20 protein-coding genes and 1 tRNA gene are annotated in these 19,176 nt (G+C 67.8%); 12 read left to right on the top strand and 9 right to left on the bottom strand.

The window, feature by feature from the left end; all coding sequences use genetic code 11:
- Positions 1 to 12: 12 nt before the first annotated feature.
- From A8M77_RS05050 to A8M77_RS05040, 3 genes are read right to left on the bottom strand one after another with little or no spacing between them, the layout of a single operon-like run.
- A complete protein-coding gene (locus A8M77_RS05050) occupies positions 13 to 573 on the bottom strand; it encodes a hypothetical protein (protein WP_086920467.1) in 561 nt (186 codons plus the stop codon).
- Positions 570 to 1,349, bottom strand: coding sequence for an exodeoxyribonuclease III (gene xth / locus A8M77_RS05045; protein ID WP_086920466.1), 780 nt, complete (start codon positions 1,347 to 1,349; stop codon positions 570 to 572). Before xth ends, A8M77_RS05050 begins: the two co-directional genes overlap by 4 nt.
- Positions 1,346 to 2,344, bottom strand: a complete 999-nt coding sequence (locus A8M77_RS05040) for a LysR substrate-binding domain-containing protein (RefSeq protein ID WP_086920465.1) — start codon at positions 2,342 to 2,344, stop codon at positions 1,346 to 1,348. The genes xth and A8M77_RS05040 overlap by 4 nt, the downstream gene beginning before the upstream one ends.
- Before the next feature lie 120 nt (positions 2,345 to 2,464).
- Between A8M77_RS05040 and A8M77_RS05035 the strand changes: the two genes are divergently transcribed.
- The 3 genes from A8M77_RS05035 (at position 2,465) to A8M77_RS05025 (ending at position 5,115) form a co-directional block, all read left to right on the top strand.
- Positions 2,465 to 3,667, top strand: a complete 1,203-nt coding sequence (locus A8M77_RS05035; RefSeq protein ID WP_086920464.1) for an MFS transporter — start codon at positions 2,465 to 2,467, stop codon at positions 3,665 to 3,667.
- A gap of 41 nt (positions 3,668 to 3,708) precedes the next feature.
- Positions 3,709 to 4,521, top strand: a complete 813-nt coding sequence (dkgB, locus tag A8M77_RS05030; RefSeq protein ID WP_086920463.1) for a 2,5-didehydrogluconate reductase DkgB — start codon at positions 3,709 to 3,711, stop codon at positions 4,519 to 4,521.
- A 96-nt stretch (positions 4,522 to 4,617) separates the two neighbouring features.
- Positions 4,618 to 5,115: a GNAT family N-acetyltransferase gene (locus tag A8M77_RS05025; RefSeq protein ID WP_086920462.1), complete on the top strand. Its 498-nt coding sequence runs from the start codon at positions 4,618 to 4,620 to the stop codon at positions 5,113 to 5,115.
- Positions 5,116 to 5,118: 3 nt separating this feature from the next.
- On the opposite strand, the gene A8M77_RS05020 is transcribed toward A8M77_RS05025, so the two are convergent.
- Complete coding sequence (locus A8M77_RS05020) at positions 5,119 to 6,111, bottom strand: helix-turn-helix transcriptional regulator (protein ID WP_086920461.1); 993 nt, start codon at positions 6,109 to 6,111, stop codon at positions 5,119 to 5,121.
- Between the two features lie 119 nt (positions 6,112 to 6,230).
- On the opposite strand from A8M77_RS05020, the gene A8M77_RS05015 reads away from it, so the two are divergent.
- Positions 6,231 to 6,839 carry a glutathione S-transferase family protein gene (locus A8M77_RS05015; protein ID WP_086920460.1) on the top strand — a complete coding sequence of 203 codons (609 nt, stop codon included), beginning with the start codon at positions 6,231 to 6,233 and terminating at the stop codon, positions 6,837 to 6,839.
- A 181-nt stretch (positions 6,840 to 7,020) separates the two neighbouring features.
- Here A8M77_RS05015 and A8M77_RS05010 read toward each other — a convergent pair whose 3' ends face one another.
- Together A8M77_RS05010 and A8M77_RS05005 are read right to left on the bottom strand one after the other, a co-directional pair.
- Positions 7,021 to 7,404, bottom strand: coding sequence for an FHA domain-containing protein (locus A8M77_RS05010; protein ID WP_086920459.1), 384 nt, complete (start codon positions 7,402 to 7,404; stop codon positions 7,021 to 7,023).
- 145 nt (positions 7,405 to 7,549) lie between these two features.
- Positions 7,550 to 7,634, bottom strand: a tRNA-Leu gene (locus tag A8M77_RS05005).
- A gap of 42 nt (positions 7,635 to 7,676) precedes the next feature.
- Here A8M77_RS05005 and cysM point away from each other — a divergent pair.
- From cysM to A8M77_RS04985, 4 genes are read left to right on the top strand one after another with little or no spacing between them, the layout of a single operon-like run.
- Positions 7,677 to 8,588, top strand: a complete 912-nt coding sequence (gene cysM, locus A8M77_RS05000) for a cysteine synthase CysM (RefSeq protein WP_086920458.1) — start codon at positions 7,677 to 7,679, stop codon at positions 8,586 to 8,588.
- A 5-nt stretch (positions 8,589 to 8,593) separates the two neighbouring features.
- Positions 8,594 to 9,154: an NUDIX hydrolase gene (locus A8M77_RS04995; RefSeq protein ID WP_086920457.1), complete on the top strand. Its 561-nt coding sequence runs from the start codon at positions 8,594 to 8,596 to the stop codon at positions 9,152 to 9,154.
- Between the two features lie 29 nt (positions 9,155 to 9,183).
- Positions 9,184 to 9,411: a sulfurtransferase TusA family protein gene (locus A8M77_RS04990; protein WP_086920456.1), complete on the top strand. Its 228-nt coding sequence runs from the start codon at positions 9,184 to 9,186 to the stop codon at positions 9,409 to 9,411.
- A 10-nt stretch (positions 9,412 to 9,421) separates the two neighbouring features.
- Positions 9,422 to 10,540 (top strand): SGNH/GDSL hydrolase family protein, encoded by a 1,119-nt coding sequence (locus tag A8M77_RS04985; protein ID WP_238136723.1) that lies wholly within the window; start codon positions 9,422 to 9,424, stop codon positions 10,538 to 10,540.
- Here A8M77_RS04985 and galU read toward each other — a convergent pair.
- The 3 genes from galU to A8M77_RS04970 form a co-directional block, all read right to left on the bottom strand.
- Positions 10,521 to 11,411 carry a UTP--glucose-1-phosphate uridylyltransferase GalU gene (gene galU / locus A8M77_RS04980; protein ID WP_086920455.1) on the bottom strand — a complete coding sequence of 297 codons (891 nt, stop codon included), beginning with the start codon at positions 11,409 to 11,411 and terminating at the stop codon, positions 10,521 to 10,523. The two genes, A8M77_RS04985 and galU, sit on opposite strands and share 20 nt — an antisense overlap.
- A gap of 96 nt (positions 11,412 to 11,507) precedes the next feature.
- Entirely contained in the window at positions 11,508 to 14,414 is a 2,907-nt protein-coding gene (locus A8M77_RS04975) for a valine--tRNA ligase (protein ID WP_086920454.1), read from the bottom strand.
- A 100-nt stretch (positions 14,415 to 14,514) separates the two neighbouring features.
- Positions 14,515 to 15,492, bottom strand: a complete 978-nt coding sequence (locus tag A8M77_RS04970; protein ID WP_086920453.1) for an MBL fold metallo-hydrolase — start codon at positions 15,490 to 15,492, stop codon at positions 14,515 to 14,517.
- Between the two features lie 93 nt (positions 15,493 to 15,585).
- Here A8M77_RS04970 and yaaA point away from each other — a divergent pair, with 93 nt between their 5' ends.
- From yaaA to queF, 4 genes are read left to right on the top strand one after another with little or no spacing between them, the layout of a single operon-like run.
- Positions 15,586 to 16,371 (top strand): peroxide stress protein YaaA, encoded by a 786-nt coding sequence (gene yaaA, locus A8M77_RS04965; protein WP_086920452.1) that lies wholly within the window; start codon positions 15,586 to 15,588, stop codon positions 16,369 to 16,371.
- On the top strand, positions 16,368 to 17,216 hold the full coding sequence (locus A8M77_RS04960) for a 2OG-Fe(II) oxygenase (RefSeq protein WP_086920451.1): 849 nt from the start codon (positions 16,368 to 16,370) through the stop codon (positions 17,214 to 17,216). Before yaaA ends, A8M77_RS04960 begins: the two co-directional genes overlap by 4 nt.
- A 34-nt stretch (positions 17,217 to 17,250) precedes the next feature.
- Complete coding sequence (locus A8M77_RS04955) at positions 17,251 to 18,144, top strand: alpha/beta fold hydrolase (protein WP_086920450.1); 894 nt, start codon at positions 17,251 to 17,253, stop codon at positions 18,142 to 18,144.
- Positions 18,141 to 18,998, top strand: coding sequence for an NADPH-dependent 7-cyano-7-deazaguanine reductase QueF (gene queF / locus A8M77_RS04950; RefSeq protein WP_086920449.1), 858 nt, complete (start codon positions 18,141 to 18,143; stop codon positions 18,996 to 18,998). Before A8M77_RS04955 ends, queF begins: the two co-directional genes overlap by 4 nt.
- Positions 18,999 to 19,176: the final 178 nt, after the last annotated feature.

Genomic DNA, 19,176 nt, shown 5'->3' with positions numbered 1-19,176 from the left:
GGGGCGCCGTGCTCAGCGGCTGCGCTGGCCCAGCGTTAGCGTGTCGAGCTGGAAGTTGCCGCTCCTGTCCCACAGCCAGGTGTCGACGTAGGTGTGGCCGCCGAGCTTGCCCGGGCTGGGCAGCGGGGATGCTTCCTTGATCAGCTGGGCAATCAGCCCGCTCACCTCCGGCGCGTGGCTGGGCGTGCGGGAGAAGTACACGCCCGTCACCTTGCCTGTGCTGTCGATGTCGGTTTCCGTCACCACCACCGCGTAGACCAGCGGCGGGATCTTTCCCTTGTAGATGCGCTTGGGGTAGGTCTTGTAGATGTGCTGCGCGCCGACCTTGCGGTAGGCGCGCACGGCAGGCGTCTGCGCCGTGATGAGGCGCGTGGTCGGCACTTCCGCCGAGGGCTTGACGACTTCGTCCGCAGGCCCGTCGGTATCGCGCGAGGACGTCGGGCCGGTGGCGGTGTCCTGCTTGAAGATCGAGCAGGCGGACAGGGTGAGCGCGGCCGCCAGAACGAGGGTCCTGAGTGCGAGGGTCCTGAGTGCGAGGGTCTTGAGTGCGAGGGTCTTGAGTGCGATGTTCATGCGTCGAGTTCCAGGATCACGGGGGCATGGTCGCTGGGCTTGTCCCACTTGCGCGGCGCGCGGTCGATCACGCAGCCCTTCGCCAGCGGCACCAGCGGCTGGCTCAGCAGGATGTGGTCGATGCGCAGCCCGCGGTTCTTCTGGTAGCCCAGCATGCGGTAGTCCCACCACGAGTAGCTCTTCTCCGGCTGCTCGAACAGGCGGAAGCCGTCGACCAGGCCCAGCTGCAGGAGCGCCTTGAAATGCTCGCGCTCCTCGGTGGTGTGGTGGATGGTCTCGGCCAGGCCCACCGGGTCGTAGCTGTCGCGGTCTTCCGGCGTGATGTTGAAGTCACCCAGCAGGACGAGCCGCGGGTGCGCCGCCATCTCTTCGCGCAGCCAGTCGCGCAGCGCGCGAAGCCAGCTCATCTTGTAGGCGAACTTCTCCGTGCCCGGTGCCTGCCCGTTGACGAAGTAGCCGTTCACGACGCGCAGCGGGCCGGAGGGCGTGTCCACCGTGGCGCTGATCACGCGCGAATGGTCGTCGGCAAAGCCGCCGATGTTCTTCGCCACGTCGCGCGAAGGCGCCAGGCTCAGGATAGCGACGCCGTTGTAGGTCTTCTGCCCGAACACCGCCGCGTGGTAGCCGGCCGACTGCAGCACCTCCAGCGGGAACTTGTCGTCGGTCAGCTTGAGCTCCTGCATGCACAGCACGTCGACCGGGTTGGCGATCAGCCAGTCCAGCACGTGTTGCAGGCGGGCGGTGAGGGAGTTGACGTTCCAGGTAGCAATCTTCATGAAGGGGTGGGCGTCTCGTGGGTTTCGCGGATTTTGCCTTCATTGAGGGCCCCCCCGGCTGTGCGGGCTGGCGCCGTGCTGCTGTCGGTGGTCCGCCGGCTCAGATCCCACCCACCCAGCCGGCCCGCGATGAAATCCAGGAAGCAGGTGACCCGCGCCGCCAGCGCGGTGTTACGGTAGTACACCGCGTTGATCGGCTGGCGCACCTCCACCGTGTCGCGCGCCAGCAGTTGCACCAGGTCCCCGCGCGCGCGGTCGCCGGCGGTCATGAAGTCCGAGAGGCACACGATCCCGGCGCCTTCCAGTGCCAGCCGGCGCAGCGTCTCGCCGCTCGACGCCGTGATCGCAGGCTTGATGGGCCACTCGTCGCCATGCGCGCCGCGCAACGGCCAGCGGTTGAGCGATTCGGGCTGGGTGAAGCCCAGCAGCAGGTGTTTCGCCAGGCCGGCCACCGAGCGCGGCCGGCCGTGGCGCACGAGGTAGGCCGGGCTGGCCAGCACCCGGATGCGGCTGGTGCCGAGGGGGCGTGCGTGCAGCGTCGAATCGCGCAGCGCGCCGATGCGGATCGCGATGTCGGTGCGGCGCTCCAGAAGGTCGATGTTGAGCTCGTCGGTGTCCAGCTCCAGGTCGATCTGCGGATAGGCGGCGCGGAAGGCGGCCACGAGGGGCACGATGGCATGCAGCATGAAGGGCGTGGCGGCGTTCACGCGCAGGCGTCCCGCCGGCTGCTGGCGTCGCAACGCCATCTGCTCCTCCGCCGAGTCGATGGCGGCGAGGATCGCTCGCGCGTGGGTGAGGAAGGCCTGCCCTTCCTCGGTGAGCTCGATGCGCCGCGTCGTCCGGCGCAGAAGCGTGGTGCCCAGCTTCTTCTCGAGCCGGCCCAGCGCGCGGCTGATGCCCGACACCGTCTGGTCCAGGCGCTCGGCCGCCGCGGTGACCGAGCCGGTGTCGACCACGGCGGTGAAGGCCTGCAGTTCTTCGAGCGTGGTTTTCATGGACCTGCCGGACGCGCCGGATCAATTGTTGATTTTGGATCAAATATCTTATGAGGAAAGCCCACTTATTCTGCAAGGATCGCAGCCCCACACTCCTGCCATTCCCACAGGAGTGTCTCCATGCCCATTGCATTGCTCGCGCTGACTCTCAGCGCATTCGCCATCGGCACGACCGAGTTCGTGATCGTCGGCCTCATCCCCACCGTCGCGGCGGACCTCGGCATCGGCCTGCCGTCAGCTGGCCTGCTGGTCAGCCTGTATGCGCTCGGCGTTGCCGTCGGCGCACCGGTGCTCACCGCCTTCACCGGCCGCCTGCCGCGCAAGGCGCTGCTGCTCGGCCTGATGGCCCTGTTCACTGCCGGCAACCTGCTCGCGTGGCAGGCGCCGGGCTACGAATCGCTGATCGTGGCGCGCGTGCTCACCGGCCTCGCGCACGGCGTGTTCTTCTCCATCGGCTCCACCATCGCCACAGGCCTGGTGCCGAAGGAGAAGGCGGCCAGCGCCATCGCGATCATGTTCACCGGCCTGACGGTGGCGCTGGTCACCGGCGTGCCGCTGGGCACCTTCATCGGCCAGCATTTCGGCTGGCGCGAGACCTTCCTCGCGGTCTCCGCGCTGGGCGTGATCGCCTTTGTCGGCAGCTGGATCTTCGTGCCCGGCAATATCCGCCACACCCCGCCGGCCTCGCTGGTGCAGCAGGCGAAGGTGCTGGCCGAGCCACGACTGCTGCTGGTCTATGCCAAGACGGCCATCGGCTACGGCGGCTCTTTCATTCCCTTCACGTTCCTGGCACCGATCCTGCAAGAGGTCTCAGGCTTCTCGGCCGGTGCCGTGGGCTGGGTGATGCTGGTGTACGGCGTCTCGGTCGCGGTGGGCAACATCTGGGGCGGCCGGCTGGCCGACCGCCAGGGCCCGATTCCCGCGCTGCGGATCATCTTCGCGCTGCTCGCCGCGGTGCTGCTGCTGTTCAACTTCACGGCCCCGCACCCGTGGCTCGCCGTCGTCACGGTGCTGCTGTGGGGCGCCGTCGCCTTCGGCAACGTGCCGGGCCTGCAGGTTTACGTGGTTAAGCAGGCCGAACGCTACACGCCGCAGGCGGTGGACGTGGCCTCGGGCCTGAACATCGCGGCCTTCAACCTCGGCATCGCCGGCGCCGCCTGGGCGGGCGGCCTGATCGTCACGCATCTGGGCCTGATGCACACGCCCTGGATCGGTGCCGCGGTCGTGCTGGTGTCTCTGGCGCTCACGCACTGGAGCGGCACGCTGGACCGCCGCGCCGGGATCCCGGTGCGTGCCGCCGGGCCGGTGCCGGTCGGGCACTGAGTCCTGTCTTCCTTCTCTCGCAACTTCTACCCTTCGTCATCATGAACACCCGCACCATTCCCGCCCTCGGCCTCGGCACCTTCCGCCTGCAGTGGCAGGTCGTGATCGACTCCGTCAAGACGGGCCTCGCGCTCGGCTACCGCCTCATCGACACCGCGCAGATCTACGGCAATGAAGCCGAGGTCGGGCAGGCCATCGCCGAGAGCGGCGTGCCGCGCGACGCGCTCTTCGTCACCACCAAGATCTGGACCGAGAACCTCGCCGGCGACAAGCTCGTGCCTAGCCTGCAGGACAGCCTCGACAAGCTGCGCACCGACCATGTGGACCTGACGCTGATCCACTGGCCGTCGCCAGGCGGCGCGGTGCCGGTGGCCGAGTTCATGGGCGCGCTGGCCGCGGCGCAGGACCAGGGCCTGACCAGGCGCATCGGCGTGTCGAACTTCAACATCGCGCTGCTGCAGCAGGCCATCGATGCCGTCGGCGCCCAGCGCATCGCCACGCACCAGATCGAGCTCCATCCGGCATTGCAGAACCGCCAGGTGGTCGCCTTCACGGCCGGGCATGGCATCCACACTACCTCCTACATGACCCTCGGCTACGGCAAGGCCCTGCAGGAGCCGGTGGTCCAGGCCATCGCGCACGAGCGCGGCGCCACGACAGCGCAAGTGGTGCTGGCCTGGGGGATGCAGCATGGCTTCGCCGTGATTCCCTCGTCGACGAAGCGCGCGAACCTCGAGAGCAACCTGGCGGCGCAGGCATTGCGCCTCACCGAAGCGGAGATGGCGCGCATCGACGCGCTGGAGCGAGGGGATCGCCTGGTGAATCCGGAGGGGCTTGCGCCGGTCTGGGATTGAGTTGGAAGGACGTTCGTGCACGCAAGATCCACCCGTTCAAGTACTCGGGCGGAGAATTGCGTGCGGCGCATGCGGCCGCATGCAAGGCAGGAAATCATGAACGTGTCGATCGTCCCGCTCGCAGAGCCCTACTTCGAATCGCTCCATCGCGCGCTCGATGTGGTGGCGAGGGAAAGGCGCTTCCTCGCCTTTCTCCAGGCGCCACCGGCCGAACTGGTCTTCGCCTTCTATCGGAATGTCCTCGAGAAGGGGCAATGCCAGTTCCTGGCGGTGGCGGAGGGGGAGGTCGTGGGCTGGTGCGACATCCTCCCCGTGCTTGGCGAGGCGCGCAGGCATGTCGGCGTCCTCGGGATCGGCCTGGTTGCCGGCGCCCGGCACCAGGGCGTCGGCCGCCGGTTGATGGAGGCCACGATCGCGAAGGCCTGGGCCACGGGGATGACCCGCATCGAACTGATCGTCCGCGCCGACAACCTGAATGCCAAGGCGCTCTACGAACGCCTGGGATTCGAGATGGAGGGCATCAGGCGCAAGTCCTTCCTGATCGATGGCATGTACCACGACAGCTACGCGATGGCGCTGCTGCGCGATGCGTGACGCTCAGGCGGGTCTTGCCTTCTTCTTCCGCCCGTCACCGGCCGCCAGGCATCGAGCAAGCCGTTCCCCCGCCACGCGCAGCCGCTCCTTCAGCGTAGCGGGCTCCAGCACCTCGTAGTCCACGTCGAGCGCCATCAGCCAGTAGACCAGCGAATCGAGCGCGTTCGCGCCGCATTGGAGCAGGCAGCGCTTCGCATCGATCTCCTCCAGCAAACCGGCCGACGGCGGGATGCGCCGCGCCATCGTCGCGCGTGGCGCGTGCAGCACTATGCGCGCCTGCTCGGAGTAGGGGCTGACCGCGAGCGAGCGCGACACGTAAGCGCGCAGGTCGCCGCCCTCGGGCGCTGGGCGCGGCGCGAAGTGGGCTCCGGTGGCGAGCGTGCCCGCGATGCGGTCGATGCGGAAGGTGCGCCAGTCCTGGCGCGCCGGGTCCCAGGCCACGAGGTACCAGCGGTGGCCGGTGTGCACCACGCCCTGCGGCTCCACGGTGCGGACGCTGGCGCGGCCCTGGCTGTCGCCGTAGTCGAAAGACAGGCGCAGTTGCTCGCGGCAGGCGGCGGCCAGTTGCGCGAGCTGGGCTGCGTCGACCACGGGCCCGGCCCGGTCCAGCGGCACGATGGCGGAGCGCAGCGCGTCGACCCGGCGGTGCAGGCGCGATGGCATCACCTGCTCGAGCTTGACGAGCGCGCGCAGCGACGCCTCCTCGATGCCGGTGACGGCGCCGGCCGTCGCGGTGCGCAGCGCGATCGCGGTGGCGAGCGCCTCCTCGTCGTCGAGCAGCAGAGGCGGCAGCGCGTGGCCCGGGCGGAATGCGTAGCCCCCCGCCACGCCGCTGCTGGCGTGCACGGGGTAGCCCAGCTCGCGCAGGCGGTCGATGTCACGGCGCAGTGTGCGGGGGTGCACCTCCAGCCGCCCGGCGAGTTCGGCGCCGGCCCAGTGGCGGCGGGTCTGCAGCAAGGAGAGCAGGCGAAGAAGGCGTGAGGAGGCGGTCAGCATGGCTGCAGGACTGTAGCTTGCATCGAGGGCGGAATCTGTCCGCAATGATGTCTAGAGTTCATGACATCCGCCGCGGCCGCGACAGTCCCTCGAAACCCCGACCCAACCAGGAGTCCACCATGTCCCTCGTCCTCTACTGGCACCCCATGTCCAGCGCCACTCCCATCGCCTGCGCCCTTGCGGAGCTGGGCGTGCCGCACGAGCGCGTCAAGATCGACATCCGCAGCGGCGAGCAGCGCAAGCTGGAATACCTCGCGCTCAATCCCAATGGCAAGGTGCCCACGCTCACGGTGGACGGCGCGCCGATGTTCGAGGCGCTCGCGATCCACCTGTGGCTGGGCGAGCGCTACGGCGTGGCGCGTGGCCTGTGGCCGAAGGCGGACGCGCCCGAGCGGCTGCAGGCGATGTCCTGGTGTGCGTGGTCCTACGTCACCTACGGTGCGGTGCTGGTGCGCCTGCAGGTCGCGGCGCATGGCGAGGAAGCGCTGCGCAGCGCGGTCCATGCGGAGGCCGCGCGCGAAGGATTGAACCAGTTGCTCGCTCTGCTCGACGCGCGCCTGGCGAAGCAGCCCTGGATGCTGGGCGCGGACTACTCGCTCGTGGACCTCGTGGTTGGCTCGGTGATCGGCTACAGCGTCTACCTCGGTGCGCCGGTGTCCTCGCACGCGCACGTGCAGGCCTGGCTGCAGAAGGTGCAGGCGCGGCCCGCGATGCAGATCGAGGCTTAGGGCAGCGCCATGGCGCGCGCGCCGCGTTGTTGCTTGGCGGCGTCCGCTTGCGCCCGCCGCTTGCGCAGCCAGATGGCCACACCGGTGACGCTGAGCATCGCGACCGTCAGGCCCATGGCCGAGATCAGGATGCGGCCGGCCAGCCCGAGGATGCGGCGAGCCGAATCGGCCCCGTCGTGGGCTACCTGGCGGACGCCGCCGGGCCGCGCAGCTTGTCGAGGTCCACGAGCAGTCCTGGGACGGTCATCAGTCGCAAGGCCTCGACTTGCGTGTATTCCTGATCGCCCGCCAGGAATCGCATCTCGCAAGCGCCGACGCGGATGTTGTCCCCGTTCGCCAGGACCTGGCTGTCGATCCGCGCGTCATTGACGAAGGTGCCATTGCGGCTGCCCATGTCCTTGATGGTAACGAAGGCGGGGCCGACGGAGATCTGCGCGTGCAAACGGCTCACCTGATCCGCGTCGATGACGACGTCATTGCCGCTCGCGCGGCCGATCGTGGTCTCCGTGCCCAGCGCGATTTGCTTGGTTTGGCTGGCGCCGATCATGATGATCAGTCGTGGCAACGCGCTCTCCTCTTGTAGGTGATTTCTTACAAGGCGAGCGTAGCCCAAAGCGCCTGCCTGCCGAGTGCAAGGGGCCGCTGCAGCGTAACAAGGTGTTTTCGAGATCGGAGGATGCCGGCGCTGGCCTGGGGGGCAGGCTGTGCCGTGGTGCCCGGGGCCGGAATCGAACCGGCACGCCTTGCGGCGGGGGATTTTGAGTCCCCTGCGTCTACCAATTTCACCACCCGGGCAGGGGAAGGAAGGAAGCCCAAAATTATGGCACAGTGCCTGCCATGGCACACCCGAACTATCCGACGATCGAGGACGCGATCGGCAAGACGCCGCTGGCCGCGCTCCAGCGCATCGATGCCGCAGAGAACGAGAAGCGAGGCAACGTGATCCTCGCCAAGCTGGAAGGCAACAATCCCGCGGGTTCGGTGAAGGACCGGCCGGCGCTCTCGATGATCAAGCGCGCCGAGGAGCGCGGCGAGATCAAGCCGGGCGACACGCTCATCGAGGCGACATCGGGCAACACCGGCATCGCGCTCGCGATGGCGGCGGCCATCAAGGGCTACCGCATGGTGCTGATCATGCCGGAGGACCTTTCGGTCGAACGGGCCCAGACCATGAAGGCCTTCGGCGCCGAGCTCTTGCTCACCCCCAAGAGCGGCGGCATGGAGTACGCGCGAGACCTGGCCGAGCAGATGGTCGCGCAGGGCAAGGGACGCGTGCTCGACCAGTTCGCCAATCCTGACAACCCGCGCATCCACTACGAGACCACCGGGCCCGAGATCTGGGCCGATACCGGCGGGGGCATCACGCACTTCGTGAGCGCGATGGGCACCACCGGGACCATCACCGGCGTTTCCCGCTTCCTCAAGGAAAAGAACGCCGCGGTGCGCATCGTCGGTGCGCAGCCCGAGGAAGGCTCGCGCATCCCGGGCATCCGCAAGTGGCCGGAAGAGTACCTGCCGAAGATCTACGAGCCCAGCCGGGTCGACCAGCTGGTGCACGTGAGCCAGGACCATGCGGAGGAGATGTGCCGACGCCTGGCGCGCGAGGAGGGCATCTTCGCGGGCATCTCTTCGGCCGGTGCGTTGTGGGTCGCGCTCGAGATCGCCAGGACGGTGGAGAACGCGACCATCGTCTTCGTGGTCTGCGATCGCGGCGACCGCTACCTGTCCACTGGCGTCTTCCCTGCCTGAACGAGATGTCCGATCCGAAGTTCTGCACGGCCTGCGCCACGCCGCTGGCACGCATCGAGCTGGCCGAGGATGGCGGCCCCAAGTCGCGCCTGCGATGCCCGGCCTGTGGCTGGACCCATTGGAACAACCCGACGCCGGTGCTGGCCGCGATCATCGAGTACCGCGGCCAGGTGCTGCTGGCGCGCAATGCTGCGTGGCCGCACAAGATGTATGCGCTGATCACCGGCTTCATGGAGGCCGGCGAGACGCCGCAGGAAGGCATCGCGCGCGAGATCAAGGAAGAGACCAACCTCGATGCCAGCGCGCTGAACCTGGTCGGCGTCTACGACTTCCAGCGCATGAACCAGGTGATCATCGCCTACCACGCGGTGGCCGACGGCGAGGTGCGGCTGTCGCCGGAGTTGGTCGACTACCGGCTCTACGACCTGGCCAAGCTGCGCTGCTGGCCGGCCGGCACCGGCTATGCGCTGGCCGACTGGCTTCGCACGCGTGGACACGAGCCACAGTTCATGGATTGGCCGCGACCGGCGGAGCCCGCCGCGGGCACGGCGCCTGCCGCCTCCTAGAATCAGCGGAGCCGGCACAAGGAACACCGATGGACATCCACAAAGAAATCGACACGCGCGGACTCAACTGTCCGCTGCCCATCCTGAAGGCCAAGAAGTTGCTCAACGAGATGCAGAGCGGGCAACTGCTCAAGGTGGTGTCCACCGACCCGGGCTCGGTGCGCGACTTCCAGGCCTTTGCACGCCAGACCGGCAACGACCTGGTCGAGCAGCAGACGGTGGGCGACGACTTCATCCACGTCCTGCGCCGCCGCTGACGGTGCCGCCGTGAAGCGCAGCGCCCGCCTTGCCGCAGGGGCCCTGGCGCTGGTCGTGGCGGCGGGCGCGCTCACGCTGGGCCTGTGGAGCGACGGCATGCCGAACGACATTTCCCCTTCCGGTGCCGCGGCGTCCGGCGCGATTCCGCTGGCGGTGCTGGGCGATTCCAACAGCCACGCCTACCAGGACCATGCCTGGTTTCCCGCCGACACCATCGAGCGCGGCGGCCCCTTGCGTTCGCGCACCTTCCAGTGGACCGAAGTGCTGGCCCGGCTGCGTGGCCAGCAACTGGACCCTGGCCCCTGGGTGCGCTGGGGGCGCCCCGGCGTGGTGGCGCTGGCACGTGAATGGATGGGCCTGCGGGGCGGCCGCGCGCCGCGGAAGGAGGACTACCTCTACAACTTCGCCAATTCCGGCGCGGCCTGCAAGAACCTGATGGGCGGGCGCTTCCGCCAGGCGCCGCGCCTGGTCGCGCTGATGAACGAGGACCCCGAGCGCTGGACACGTGGCGTGGTGGTGATCCGCATCGGGCTCAACAATTGGGCCGGGCTGATGGATCTGCAGGCCAGCGATCCCGCTGCGCCACAGCTGCGCGAGGTGACGTCCTACTGCGCGGGCGAGATCGGTTCGGCGGTGGCGCTGATCCGCAGGGCGCATCCTTCCACGCGGATCCTGCTGGCCGGCATCGGCAACGAGGCGGACGACCCCGCCAACTTCGAGCGCTGGCAGTCCGCGGCCGAGATTCGCAACATCCGGACCGCGCTGGATGGCTTCAACGCCGCGATCCGGCGCCTGGCCGAGGGCGATCCCCGCGTCGCCTACTTCGACGACCTGGCCTGGTTCCGGTCCCATTGGGGCTCGCGCGATGCCAATGGCAAGCCGGACTACAGGACGGTCGAGCTCGGTCCCACGCTCCGCGTGACCAACACCATCGGCGACGATCCCCGCAACGCGGTCCTGGCGGACCGGCATCCGGGGCTGGTGTGGAACGCGCTGTGGGCGCAGGCGCTGGTGGCGCGTCTGCGCGAAGCCTTCGACCTGCCGCTCACGCCGATCAGCGACGAGGAGCTGGTGCGCTTTGTCGAGCCGCTGGTAGCGGCCGTGCCGGTCAGAGTTCCAGGGTCTTGAGATAAGCGCGGAACTGGGCGCCCACCTCCGGGTGCGCCAGCGCCAGCTCGACGCTGGCCTGCAGGAAGCCTTCCTTGCTGCCGCAGTCGTAGCGCACGCCCTGGTAGGCGTAGGCGTAGACGGATTCCTTCTTCATCAGCGCGGCGATGCCGTCGGTCAGCTGGATCTCGCCGCCGGCACCCTTGGGCTGGTTGCGGATCTCGTTGAACACGCCCGGCGTCAGGATGTAGCGGCCCGCGACGCCGAGGCGCGAGGGCGCGTCCTCGGGCTTGGGCTTCTCGACCATGCGGTTGACCTTGACCAGGCCTTCCTCGAGGGCCTCGCCGGCCACGATGCCGTAGCGCTTGACGTGCTCCAGCGGCACTTCCTGCACCGCCAGCAGCGAGCCGCCGAGGCGGGCGAAGGCACGGACCATCTGTGCGAGCACTGGCTCGCCGTTGTCCGGACCGACCATCAGGTCATCGGCCAGCAGCACGGCGAAGGGCTCGTCGCCGACGAGGTGCTCGGCGCAGAGTACTGCATGGCCCAGGCCCAGCATGCGGGGCTGGCGCACGTAGGAGCAGGTCATGTCGTCCGGCATCACCGAGCGCGCGATGTTCAGCAGCTCCAGCTTGTTGCTGGCCTCGAGCTGGCTCTCCAGCTCGTAGGCGGTGTCGTAGTGGTCCTCGATGGCGCGCTTGTTGCGGCCCGTGACGAAGATCATGTCGCGGATGCCGGCTGCATAGGCCTCCTCGACGGCGTACTGGATCAGCGGCTTGTCCACCACCGGCAGCATCTCCTTGGGCTGGGCCTTGGTGGCCGGCAGGAAACGGGTGCCGAAGCCGGCGACAGGGAACACGGCCTTGCGGATGCGCTTGGGAGAAGTGGACATGGGCTTGGGCTTCTGGTCGGAAGGGATGAATCGGAACGGGCTGGCGCGCTTTGCGCGCCGAACCCGAATACTAAAGCTCTCCGCCGCCGGGCAGTGTCAGCCGAGGCGCACAAGCTGGTCGCGCAGCCGCTCCAGGGTGGCGCTGAAGTCTGCCAGGCGCTTGCGCTCCTGCTCGATCACCGCGGCCGGCGCCTTGGCGACGAAGGCCTCGTTGCCGAGTTTGGCGTTGACCTTGGCGATCTCGCCTTCGATGCGTGCCACCTCCTTGCCGATGCGGGCTTTTTCCGCGGCCTTGTCGATTTCCATGTGCAGGCACAGGCGCACGTCGCCCACCACCGCCACCGGCGCGGCCTCGGCCGCAGCAGACCAGGACGCCTCGTCGTCGAAGACTTTCACTTCCTTGAGCTTCGCCAGCGCCTGCAGCACCGGCGCGGCCTCGTGCACGAAGGCGCCGCTGGCGGCCGTGTCAGCCACCACGTAGAGCGGCAGCCGCATGGCCGGCGAGACGTTCATCTCCCCGCGCAGCGTGCGGCAGGCGTCCACGAGCTGCTTGACCCGCGCCACGTGCGCCTCTGCCGCTTCGTCGATCTTCCCGGGCTGGCTCTGCGGATAGGGCGCGACCATCACCGACTCGCCGCCGCGGCCGGCCACCGGGGCGACCTTCTGCCAGAGCTCTTCCGTGATGAAGGGGATGAGCGGATGCGCCAGGCGCAGCAGCGCCTCGAGCGTGCGGATCAGCGTACGGCGGGTGGCGCGCCGCTGTGCATCCTCGCCCTGCTGGATCTGGACCTTGGCGATCTCGAGATACCAGTCGCAGAACTCGTCCCAAGCGAACTGATAGATGGCGTTGGCCACGTTGTCCAGCCGGTATTCCTCGAAGCCCTTGGCCACCTCGGCTTCGACGCGCTGCAGCTGCGAGGCGATCCAGCGGTCGGCCTGGCTGAACTTCAGGTAGCCGTGTGCCGGCCCCGCGGGAATGGTGAGGCCGCTCGCACTGTCTGTGCGAGCGGGTGCGCACTCTTCCTTGGTGTGCTCGCGCAGGCCGCAGTCCTGGCCTTCGCAGTTCATCAGCACGAAGCGCGTGGCGTTCCACAGCTTGTTGCAGAAGTTGCGATAGCCCTCGCAGCGCTTGGCGTCGAAGTTGATGTTGCGACCCAGGGAGGCGAGCGAGGCGAAGGTGAAGCGCAGCGCGTCGGCGCCGAAGGCCGGAATGCCGTCCGGGAATTCCTTCTGCGTGTTCTTGCGCACGGTCGGCGCCGTCTCGGGGCGGCGCAGGCCCTGGGTGCGCTTGTCCAGCAGTTCGGGCAGGGCGATGCCGTCGATCAGGTCCACCGGGTCGAGCACGTTGCCTTCCGACTTGCTCATTTTGTGGCCATGCGAGTCACGCACCAGGCCGTGGATGTAGACGTGCCCGAATGGCACCCGGCCGGTGAAATGCTTGGTCATCATGATCATCCGGGCGACCCAGAAGAAGATGATGTCGTAGCCGGTGACCAGGACGGTGGACGGCAGGTAGAGGTCGTAGTCCTGCGTGTGTTCGGGCCATCCCAGCGAGGAGAAGGGCACCAGCGCCGAGGAATACCAGGTGTCGAGCACGTCCTCGTCGCGCGTGAGCTTCTTGCCCGGTGCCTGGGCCTGCGCCTCGGCTTCGCTGCGGGCGACGTACACCTTGCCTTCGGCGTCGTACCAGGCCGGGATCTGATGGCCCCACCAGAGCTGGCGAGAGATGGTCCAGTCCTGGATGTTCTCCATCCAGTGGTTGTAGGTGTTGACCCAGTTCTCGGGCACGAAGCGCACCTCGCCCGAGCGCACAGCATCGATGGCCTTCTGGGCGATCGACTGGCCCTTCGCGTCGGGCTTGGTCATGGCGACGAACCACTGGTCGGTCAGCATCGGCTCGACCACGGCGCCGGTGCGGGCGCAGCGCGGCACCATGAGCTTGTGCTTCTTGGTCTCGACGAGCAGTCCCAGCGCCTGGAGGTCGGCCACCACCGCCTTGCGCGCCTCGAAGCGGTCGAGGCCCCGGTATTTCTCGGGGGCGTTGTCGTTGATGGCAGCGTCCAGCGTCAGCACGCCGATGATGGGCAACTGGTGGCGCAGGCCCACCGCATAGTCGTTGTGGTCATGCGCCGGCGTCACCTTGACCACGCCGGTGCCGAACTCCTTGTCGACGTAGTCGTCGGCGATCACCGGGATCAGGCGGTCGACCAGCGGGAGCTTCACCTGGCGGCCGATCAGCGCCTTGTAGCGCTCGTCCTCGGGGTGAACCATCACGGCGACGTCGCCCAGCATGGTCTCAGGCCGTGTGGTGGCGACCGTGAGCGCGCCCGAGCCATCGTCGAGCGGGTAGGCGATGTGCCAGAGGAAGCCTTCCTCCTCTTCGCTCTCCACTTCCAGGTCGCTCACGGCAGTCTTCAGCACCGGGTCCCAGTTGACGAGCCGCTTGCCGCGGTAGATCAGGCCTTCTTCATAGAGGCGAACGAAGGTGTCGGTGACGACGGTCGAGAGCTTTTCGTCCATCGTGAAGTACTCGCGGCTCCAGTCCACGGTGTCGCCCATGCGGCGCATCTGGTTGGTGATGGTGTTGCCCGACTTCTGCTTCCACTCCCACACGCGCGCGACGAAGTTCTTGCGGCCCAGGTCGTGGCGGCTGATCTTCTGCTCCTGCAGCTGGCGCTCGACCACGATCTGGGTCGCGATGCCGGCATGGTCCGTGCCCGGCACCCACAGCGTGTTGTCGCCCTTCATGCGGTGGTAGCGCGTGAGGCTGTCCATGATCGTCTGGTTGAACGCATGGCCCATGTGCAGGGTGCCGGTCACGTTGGGCGGCGGCAGCTGGATCGCGAACGAGGGCGCATCCGCCTTCGGCGCGCCCGTGCCGCGGAAGCCCGCTAGCGCGTAGCCGCGCCGCTCCCACTCGGGACCCCAGTGCGCCTCGAGGGCGGCGGGTTCGAAGGACTTGGACAGGCTCTGGAGGCCGGGTTGGGACAAGGTGTCGCTCATGGCGTGCGGGCGGTGCAAAGACGAAAACGGCATCCCGCAGGATGCCGTCTCGAAGGGTGGGGAAGCCTCGGATTTTATTCGAGTGCGGCTGGTGCCGCGTTCAGCGGCCGGGGGCGTAGTTCACCGGGAGCCAGACGTAGCCATTGCCCTGGGCGCGCAGCCGGCCGATGCCGGGGAAGGAAATGTGCGCGCCGGCAACCAGGTAGCCCTGCGCGGCAGCTTCGGTGTAGGCCTTGCGGCGCTGCACGGCAGCCGCCTTGGAGTCCGTGTCGAACTGGATGGTGATGGAGGGGTTCTCGAACTGGACCGCGGCCACATGCATCAGGTCGCCCCAGAACGCCATCTTCTGTCCCTTGCTTTCGATGAAGTAGATGCTGTGGCCTGCCGTGTGACCTCGCGCCGCCCGTGCCTTCACGCCGGGCAACAGTTCGGTGTCGCCGTCGAAGGGCTTGAAGCGGCCGGCCGCGACGTAGGGATTCAGCGCGGCCATCGCACCCTGGAAGAAGCCCTTCGAATCTGCAGGCGCCTTGTCCATGTTGGCCTGGCTCAGCCAGAAATCGGCGTCGTGCTTGTCGGCCCGCACGATCGCGTTGGGAAAGGCTGGCTTGCCGTCCGCCAGCAGGCCACCCACGTGGTCGGGGTGCATGTGCGTGATGTACACCTCGTCTACCTGTTCGGGCTGGTAGCCGGCCGCCTTGAGGTTGGCGGCGAGCCGGCCCAGCGTGGGGCCGAAGAGGCCGGCGGCGCCGGTGTCGATCAGCACGAGCTTCTCGCCCGTGTTGACCAGGTAGCCGTTGACCGAGGTTTCGAGCGGGCTCTGGAGATAGGAACGTGCCAGCGTCTTCTTCACCTGGGTGGGCGTAGTGCGGGTCAGCAACTGGTCCACCGGCAGCGCGACCGTGCCGTCCGACAGGGCCGTGACCTCGAAGTCACCCACCATGATGCGGTAGTAGCCGGGAGCCACCTCCTTGGCGAAAGGGGCCGCCGCTTGCGTCGGGGTCGGCATGCTCCAGGCAGCCAGCGCACAGGCGGCGGCAAGAAAGAAGGCGCGGGTTCGCGGCGACGAGGCAACCATCATCTGGGATCTCCTGCAGGGCGAGTGGGTTGAAATGCAGCGCGGACTCTATACCCCTTCCTGCCTGTGCGTTGCGCCGCCGCCGATAATTCGCGGATGCTGTTTCTGCTTTCCCCGGCCAAGTCCCTCGACTACGAAACCCCCGTGCCCGACACCCTCCCTGCCACCCAGCCGCACTTCGAAGGACCCCGCGGTCCAGCGGCCGAGCTGATCAAGATCTTGCGACAGAAGTCGCCGCAGGACATCGCCGCGCTCATGCAGCTGTCCGAGAGGCTGTCGTCGCTCAACGTTGCGCGCTATGCGGCCTGGGCGCCCAGGAGCACGGCCGCGAATGCCAGGCAGGCGGCGCTGGCCTTCAATGGAGACGTCTATGGCGGGCTCGACGCGAAGACGCTGAGCGCGGCCCAACTGGGTTGGGCGCAGGAGCATGTCTGCATTCTCAGCGGCCTCTACGGCGTGCTGCGTCCGCTGGATCGGCTCCAGCCCTACCGGCTCGAGATGGGTACGCAACTGGCCAACCGGCATGGCAAGGATCTCTACGCCTTCTGGAACTCGCGCATCGCCGACTACCTGAACGAGCGCCTGGCGGCAGACCGCACGCCGGTGGTGATCAACCTGGCCTCGCAGGAGTACTTCCGGTCGGTCGACCTCAAGGCGCTGAAAGCCCGCGTGGTCGAATGCGTCTTCGAGGAATGGAAGAATGGCAAGTACAAAGTCATCAGTTTCTTCGCCAAGCGTGCCCGCGGCCTGATGGTGCGCTGGGCCGTGGTGCACAGGGCCTCCACGCCCAGGGCGCTGGAGAGGTTCGATCTCGAGGGTTACGTCTTCGACGCGCAGGCATCGGCGCCGGAGCGTTTCGTATTCCGAAGGAAAGCAGCGTGACGGGTCAAGCCATCAGTCCCGAACTTCGCGAGTGGATCGTCACCCAGCTCGCGGCCGGGCATTCCATTCCCAGCCTGCGGGCCTCGATGCGCGATGCCGGCTGGCACGCCGATGTTGCCGAGAAGGCGCTGGCCGAGTTCGAGCCTGCGCTGGTCGCCTCCCCCGTGGCCGCCGCTCCTCCCGCGCGCACGGCCATGCCGGGGCCGGATCTCTCGAGCGCGCCGCTCTACATCGATGCGGGCGACCGCCGGGTTCAAGTGCTGCAGACGATGGTCCATCCACGGGTCGTCGTGTTCGGGGACCTGCTGTCCGAAGAGGAATGCGAGGGTCTGATCCTGGGCGCGCGCCAGCGGCTCGCGCGCTCGCTCACCGTCGAGACGAAGACCGGCGGCGAGGCGCTAAATGTGGATCGCACGAGCGACGGCATGTTCTTCGAGCGCGGCGAAAACGCCGTCGTCGCGCGCGTGGAGCAGCGCATCGCGACGCTGCTGCGCTGGCCGCTGGAATTCGGCGAGGGCCTGCAGATCCTGCGCTACTCGCCCGGTGCCCAGTACCGGCCGCACTACGACTATTTCGATCCGGCCGAGCCCGGCACGCCGACGATCCTGCGCCGTGGCGGGCAGCGCGTGGCGACGTTGGTGATGTACCTGCAGGAGCCGGAGCAGGGCGGCGCCACGACGTTCCCTGATGTCGGCCTCGAGGTTGCGCCCAAGCGTGGGACCGGCGTTTTCTTCAGCTACGAGCGGCCGGATCCCGCGACGCGCACCCTGCACGGCGGCGCCCCTGTGCTGATGGGAGAGAAATGGGTGGCGACCAAATGGCTGCGCGAACGCGAATTCACTTAGCTCGCGTGCGAGTTCCCGGTGGGGCGCTCGCGCCATGAAGCTGACGGCCAACGGCATCCAGATCGAGGTCGAGGACAGCGGCGGCGAAGGCCGGCCGGTGGTCTTGCTGATCATGGGACTGGGCATGCAGCTGATCGCCTGGCCGGACGAGTTCGTGCGGACATTGGTCGACGCCGGCTTCCGTGTGGTGCGCCACGACAACCGCGACATCGGGTTGAGCCAGGGCTTCGACGAGGTCGGTGCCGGCAACCTGCTCTGGCAGAGCGTGCGGCATCGCATTGGCCTCCCCGTGCGCTCTGCCTATTCGCTGCAGGACATGGCCGACGATGCGCTCGGCGTGCTCGACGCCTTGGGCATCCGGCGCGCCCATGTGGTCGGCGCATCCATGGGCGGCATGATCGCGCAGCGCGTCGCCGCCGCTGCGCCCCAGCGCATTGCCAGCCTGGTCAGCATCATGAGCTCGAGTGGCGCGCGCCACCTGCCGGGGCCGCGCGCCGACGTGGCGGCCGCGCTGATGCGGCGTCCGGCCAGCCGGACCGAGGCCGCGCTCGTCGCGCACAGCCTGGGTGTCGTGCGCTTGATTGCCAGCCCGGCTTATCCGCAGGATGACCGGGCGCTCACCGAGCGGATCGCCCGTGGCCTGCGCCGCGCCTACCGGCCGGGCGGCGTCGTGCGGCAGATGCTGGCCATCGGTGCGGACAGCGGGCGCCATGCCTTGCTGGCGCGCATTGTCAGTCCGACGCTGGTCTTGCACGGTGACGCCGATCCGCTGGTGCCGATCGCCTGCGGCCAGGACACGGCGCGCCGCATTCCCGGGGCGCGTTTCGTGTCGGTCCCTGGGATGGGTCACGACCTGCCGCCGCCGGTGTGCGACATCCTGCTGCAACACATCATTCCTTTTGTGCAAGCCGCCGAGAAACGTGCATGAGCCTCGACAACACACCTGAACAATCGCAGCTGGGCCGTGCTTCCGCCTATGTCGATCGCTATGACGCCGGCCTTCTGTTTCCGATCCCGCGTGCCACGCAGCGCGAGGCCATGGGCATTGCGGCACATCCGCTGCCGTTCTTTGGCGCGGACCTCTGGACGGCGTTCGAGCTCAGCTGGCTCAATCCCCGTGGCAAGCCGCAACTGGCCATCGCGCACTTCACGATCCCCTGCGAGACGCCCAACATCATCGAGAGCAAGTCCTTCAAGCTCTACCTCAACAGCTTCAACAGCACTGTCTTCGCCAGCGCGGAAGCCGTTCGCGAGCGCCTGCGGGCGGACCTGAGCGAAGCGGTCTGGCGCGGCGCTGACCGATCGGCTGCGATCGGCGTGAAGCTGATGGCGTCCGATCTCTTCGACCGTGAGCAGGTGCAGGAGCTCGATGGCGTCGATCTGGACCGGCTCGACATCGAGTGCACGCAGTACCTGCCTGCGCCCGAATTGCTGTCGAGCGATACGACGCAGGCGCCCGTGAGCGAGGCCTTGTGCAGCCGGCTGCTCAAGAGCAACTGCCTCGTCACGGGCCAGCCTGATTGGGGGAGCGTTCAGATCCGGTACAGCGGGCCGCAGATCGACCAGGCTGGGTTGCTGGCCTACATCGTGAGCTTTCGCAACCACAACGAATTTCACGAGCCGTGTGCCGAGCGCATGTTCCAGGACATCTGGCAGCGCTGCCAGCCGACCAAGCTGGCCGTCTACGCGCGCTACACACGCCGCGGTGGGTTGGATATCAACCCGTTTCGTACCAGTTGGCCGCAGGCCTTGCCGGCGAATATCAGGACGGCGCGGCAGTAGCCGGCCGGCTGCAAACGGGCCCAGCGACCAAAATAGTTGGGGCTGCTTGCTCAGAGGCTCAAAACCGTGTCATAATCGAAGGCTCCGCTGAAGACGCGGTTAGTTGTTTGGGTATCGATGCTGTGAGGTGTTGGTGGCTTGGGTGGCTGGCGAGTCTGGGGCGTGATGAGGAGGGGTT

The organism is Variovorax sp. JS1663 (assembly GCF_002157355.1).
Classification (GTDB): Bacteria; Pseudomonadota; Gammaproteobacteria; order Burkholderiales; family Burkholderiaceae_C; genus Variovorax.
This window is presented reverse-complemented; position numbering and strand designations above follow the sequence as displayed.

Coding starts and splice junctions, on each gene's coding strand:
- cysM (WP_086920458.1), top strand. CDS start 7,677: ATGGCACACCCGAACTATCCGACGATCGAGGACGCGATCGGCAAGACG.
- A8M77_RS04955 (WP_086920450.1), top strand. CDS start 17,251: ATGAAGCTGACGGCCAACGGCATCCAGATCGAGGTCGAGGACAGCGGC.
- galU (WP_086920455.1), bottom strand. CDS start 11,411: ATGTCCACTTCTCCCAAGCGCATCCGCAAGGCCGTGTTCCCTGTCGCC.
- A8M77_RS05015 (WP_086920460.1), top strand. CDS start 6,231: ATGTCCCTCGTCCTCTACTGGCACCCCATGTCCAGCGCCACTCCCATC.
- A8M77_RS05020 (WP_086920461.1), bottom strand. CDS start 6,111: ATGCTGACCGCCTCCTCACGCCTTCTTCGCCTGCTCTCCTTGCTGCAG.
- A8M77_RS05025 (WP_086920462.1), top strand. CDS start 4,618: ATGAACGTGTCGATCGTCCCGCTCGCAGAGCCCTACTTCGAATCGCTC.
- A8M77_RS04970 (WP_086920453.1), bottom strand. CDS start 15,492: ATGATGGTTGCCTCGTCGCCGCGAACCCGCGCCTTCTTTCTTGCCGCC.
- A8M77_RS04990 (WP_086920456.1), top strand. CDS start 9,184: ATGGACATCCACAAAGAAATCGACACGCGCGGACTCAACTGTCCGCTG.
- xth (WP_086920466.1), bottom strand. CDS start 1,349: ATGAAGATTGCTACCTGGAACGTCAACTCCCTCACCGCCCGCCTGCAA.
- A8M77_RS05050 (WP_086920467.1), bottom strand. CDS start 573: ATGAACATCGCACTCAAGACCCTCGCACTCAAGACCCTCGCACTCAGG.
- yaaA (WP_086920452.1), top strand. CDS start 15,586: ATGCTGTTTCTGCTTTCCCCGGCCAAGTCCCTCGACTACGAAACCCCC.
- A8M77_RS05035 (WP_086920464.1), top strand. CDS start 2,465: ATGCCCATTGCATTGCTCGCGCTGACTCTCAGCGCATTCGCCATCGGC.
- A8M77_RS04975 (WP_086920454.1), bottom strand. CDS start 14,414: ATGAGCGACACCTTGTCCCAACCCGGCCTCCAGAGCCTGTCCAAGTCC.
- dkgB (WP_086920463.1), top strand. CDS start 3,709: ATGAACACCCGCACCATTCCCGCCCTCGGCCTCGGCACCTTCCGCCTG.
- A8M77_RS05040 (WP_086920465.1), bottom strand. CDS start 2,344: ATGAAAACCACGCTCGAAGAACTGCAGGCCTTCACCGCCGTGGTCGAC.
- queF (WP_086920449.1), top strand. CDS start 18,141: ATGAGCCTCGACAACACACCTGAACAATCGCAGCTGGGCCGTGCTTCC.
- A8M77_RS04995 (WP_086920457.1), top strand. CDS start 8,594: ATGTCCGATCCGAAGTTCTGCACGGCCTGCGCCACGCCGCTGGCACGC.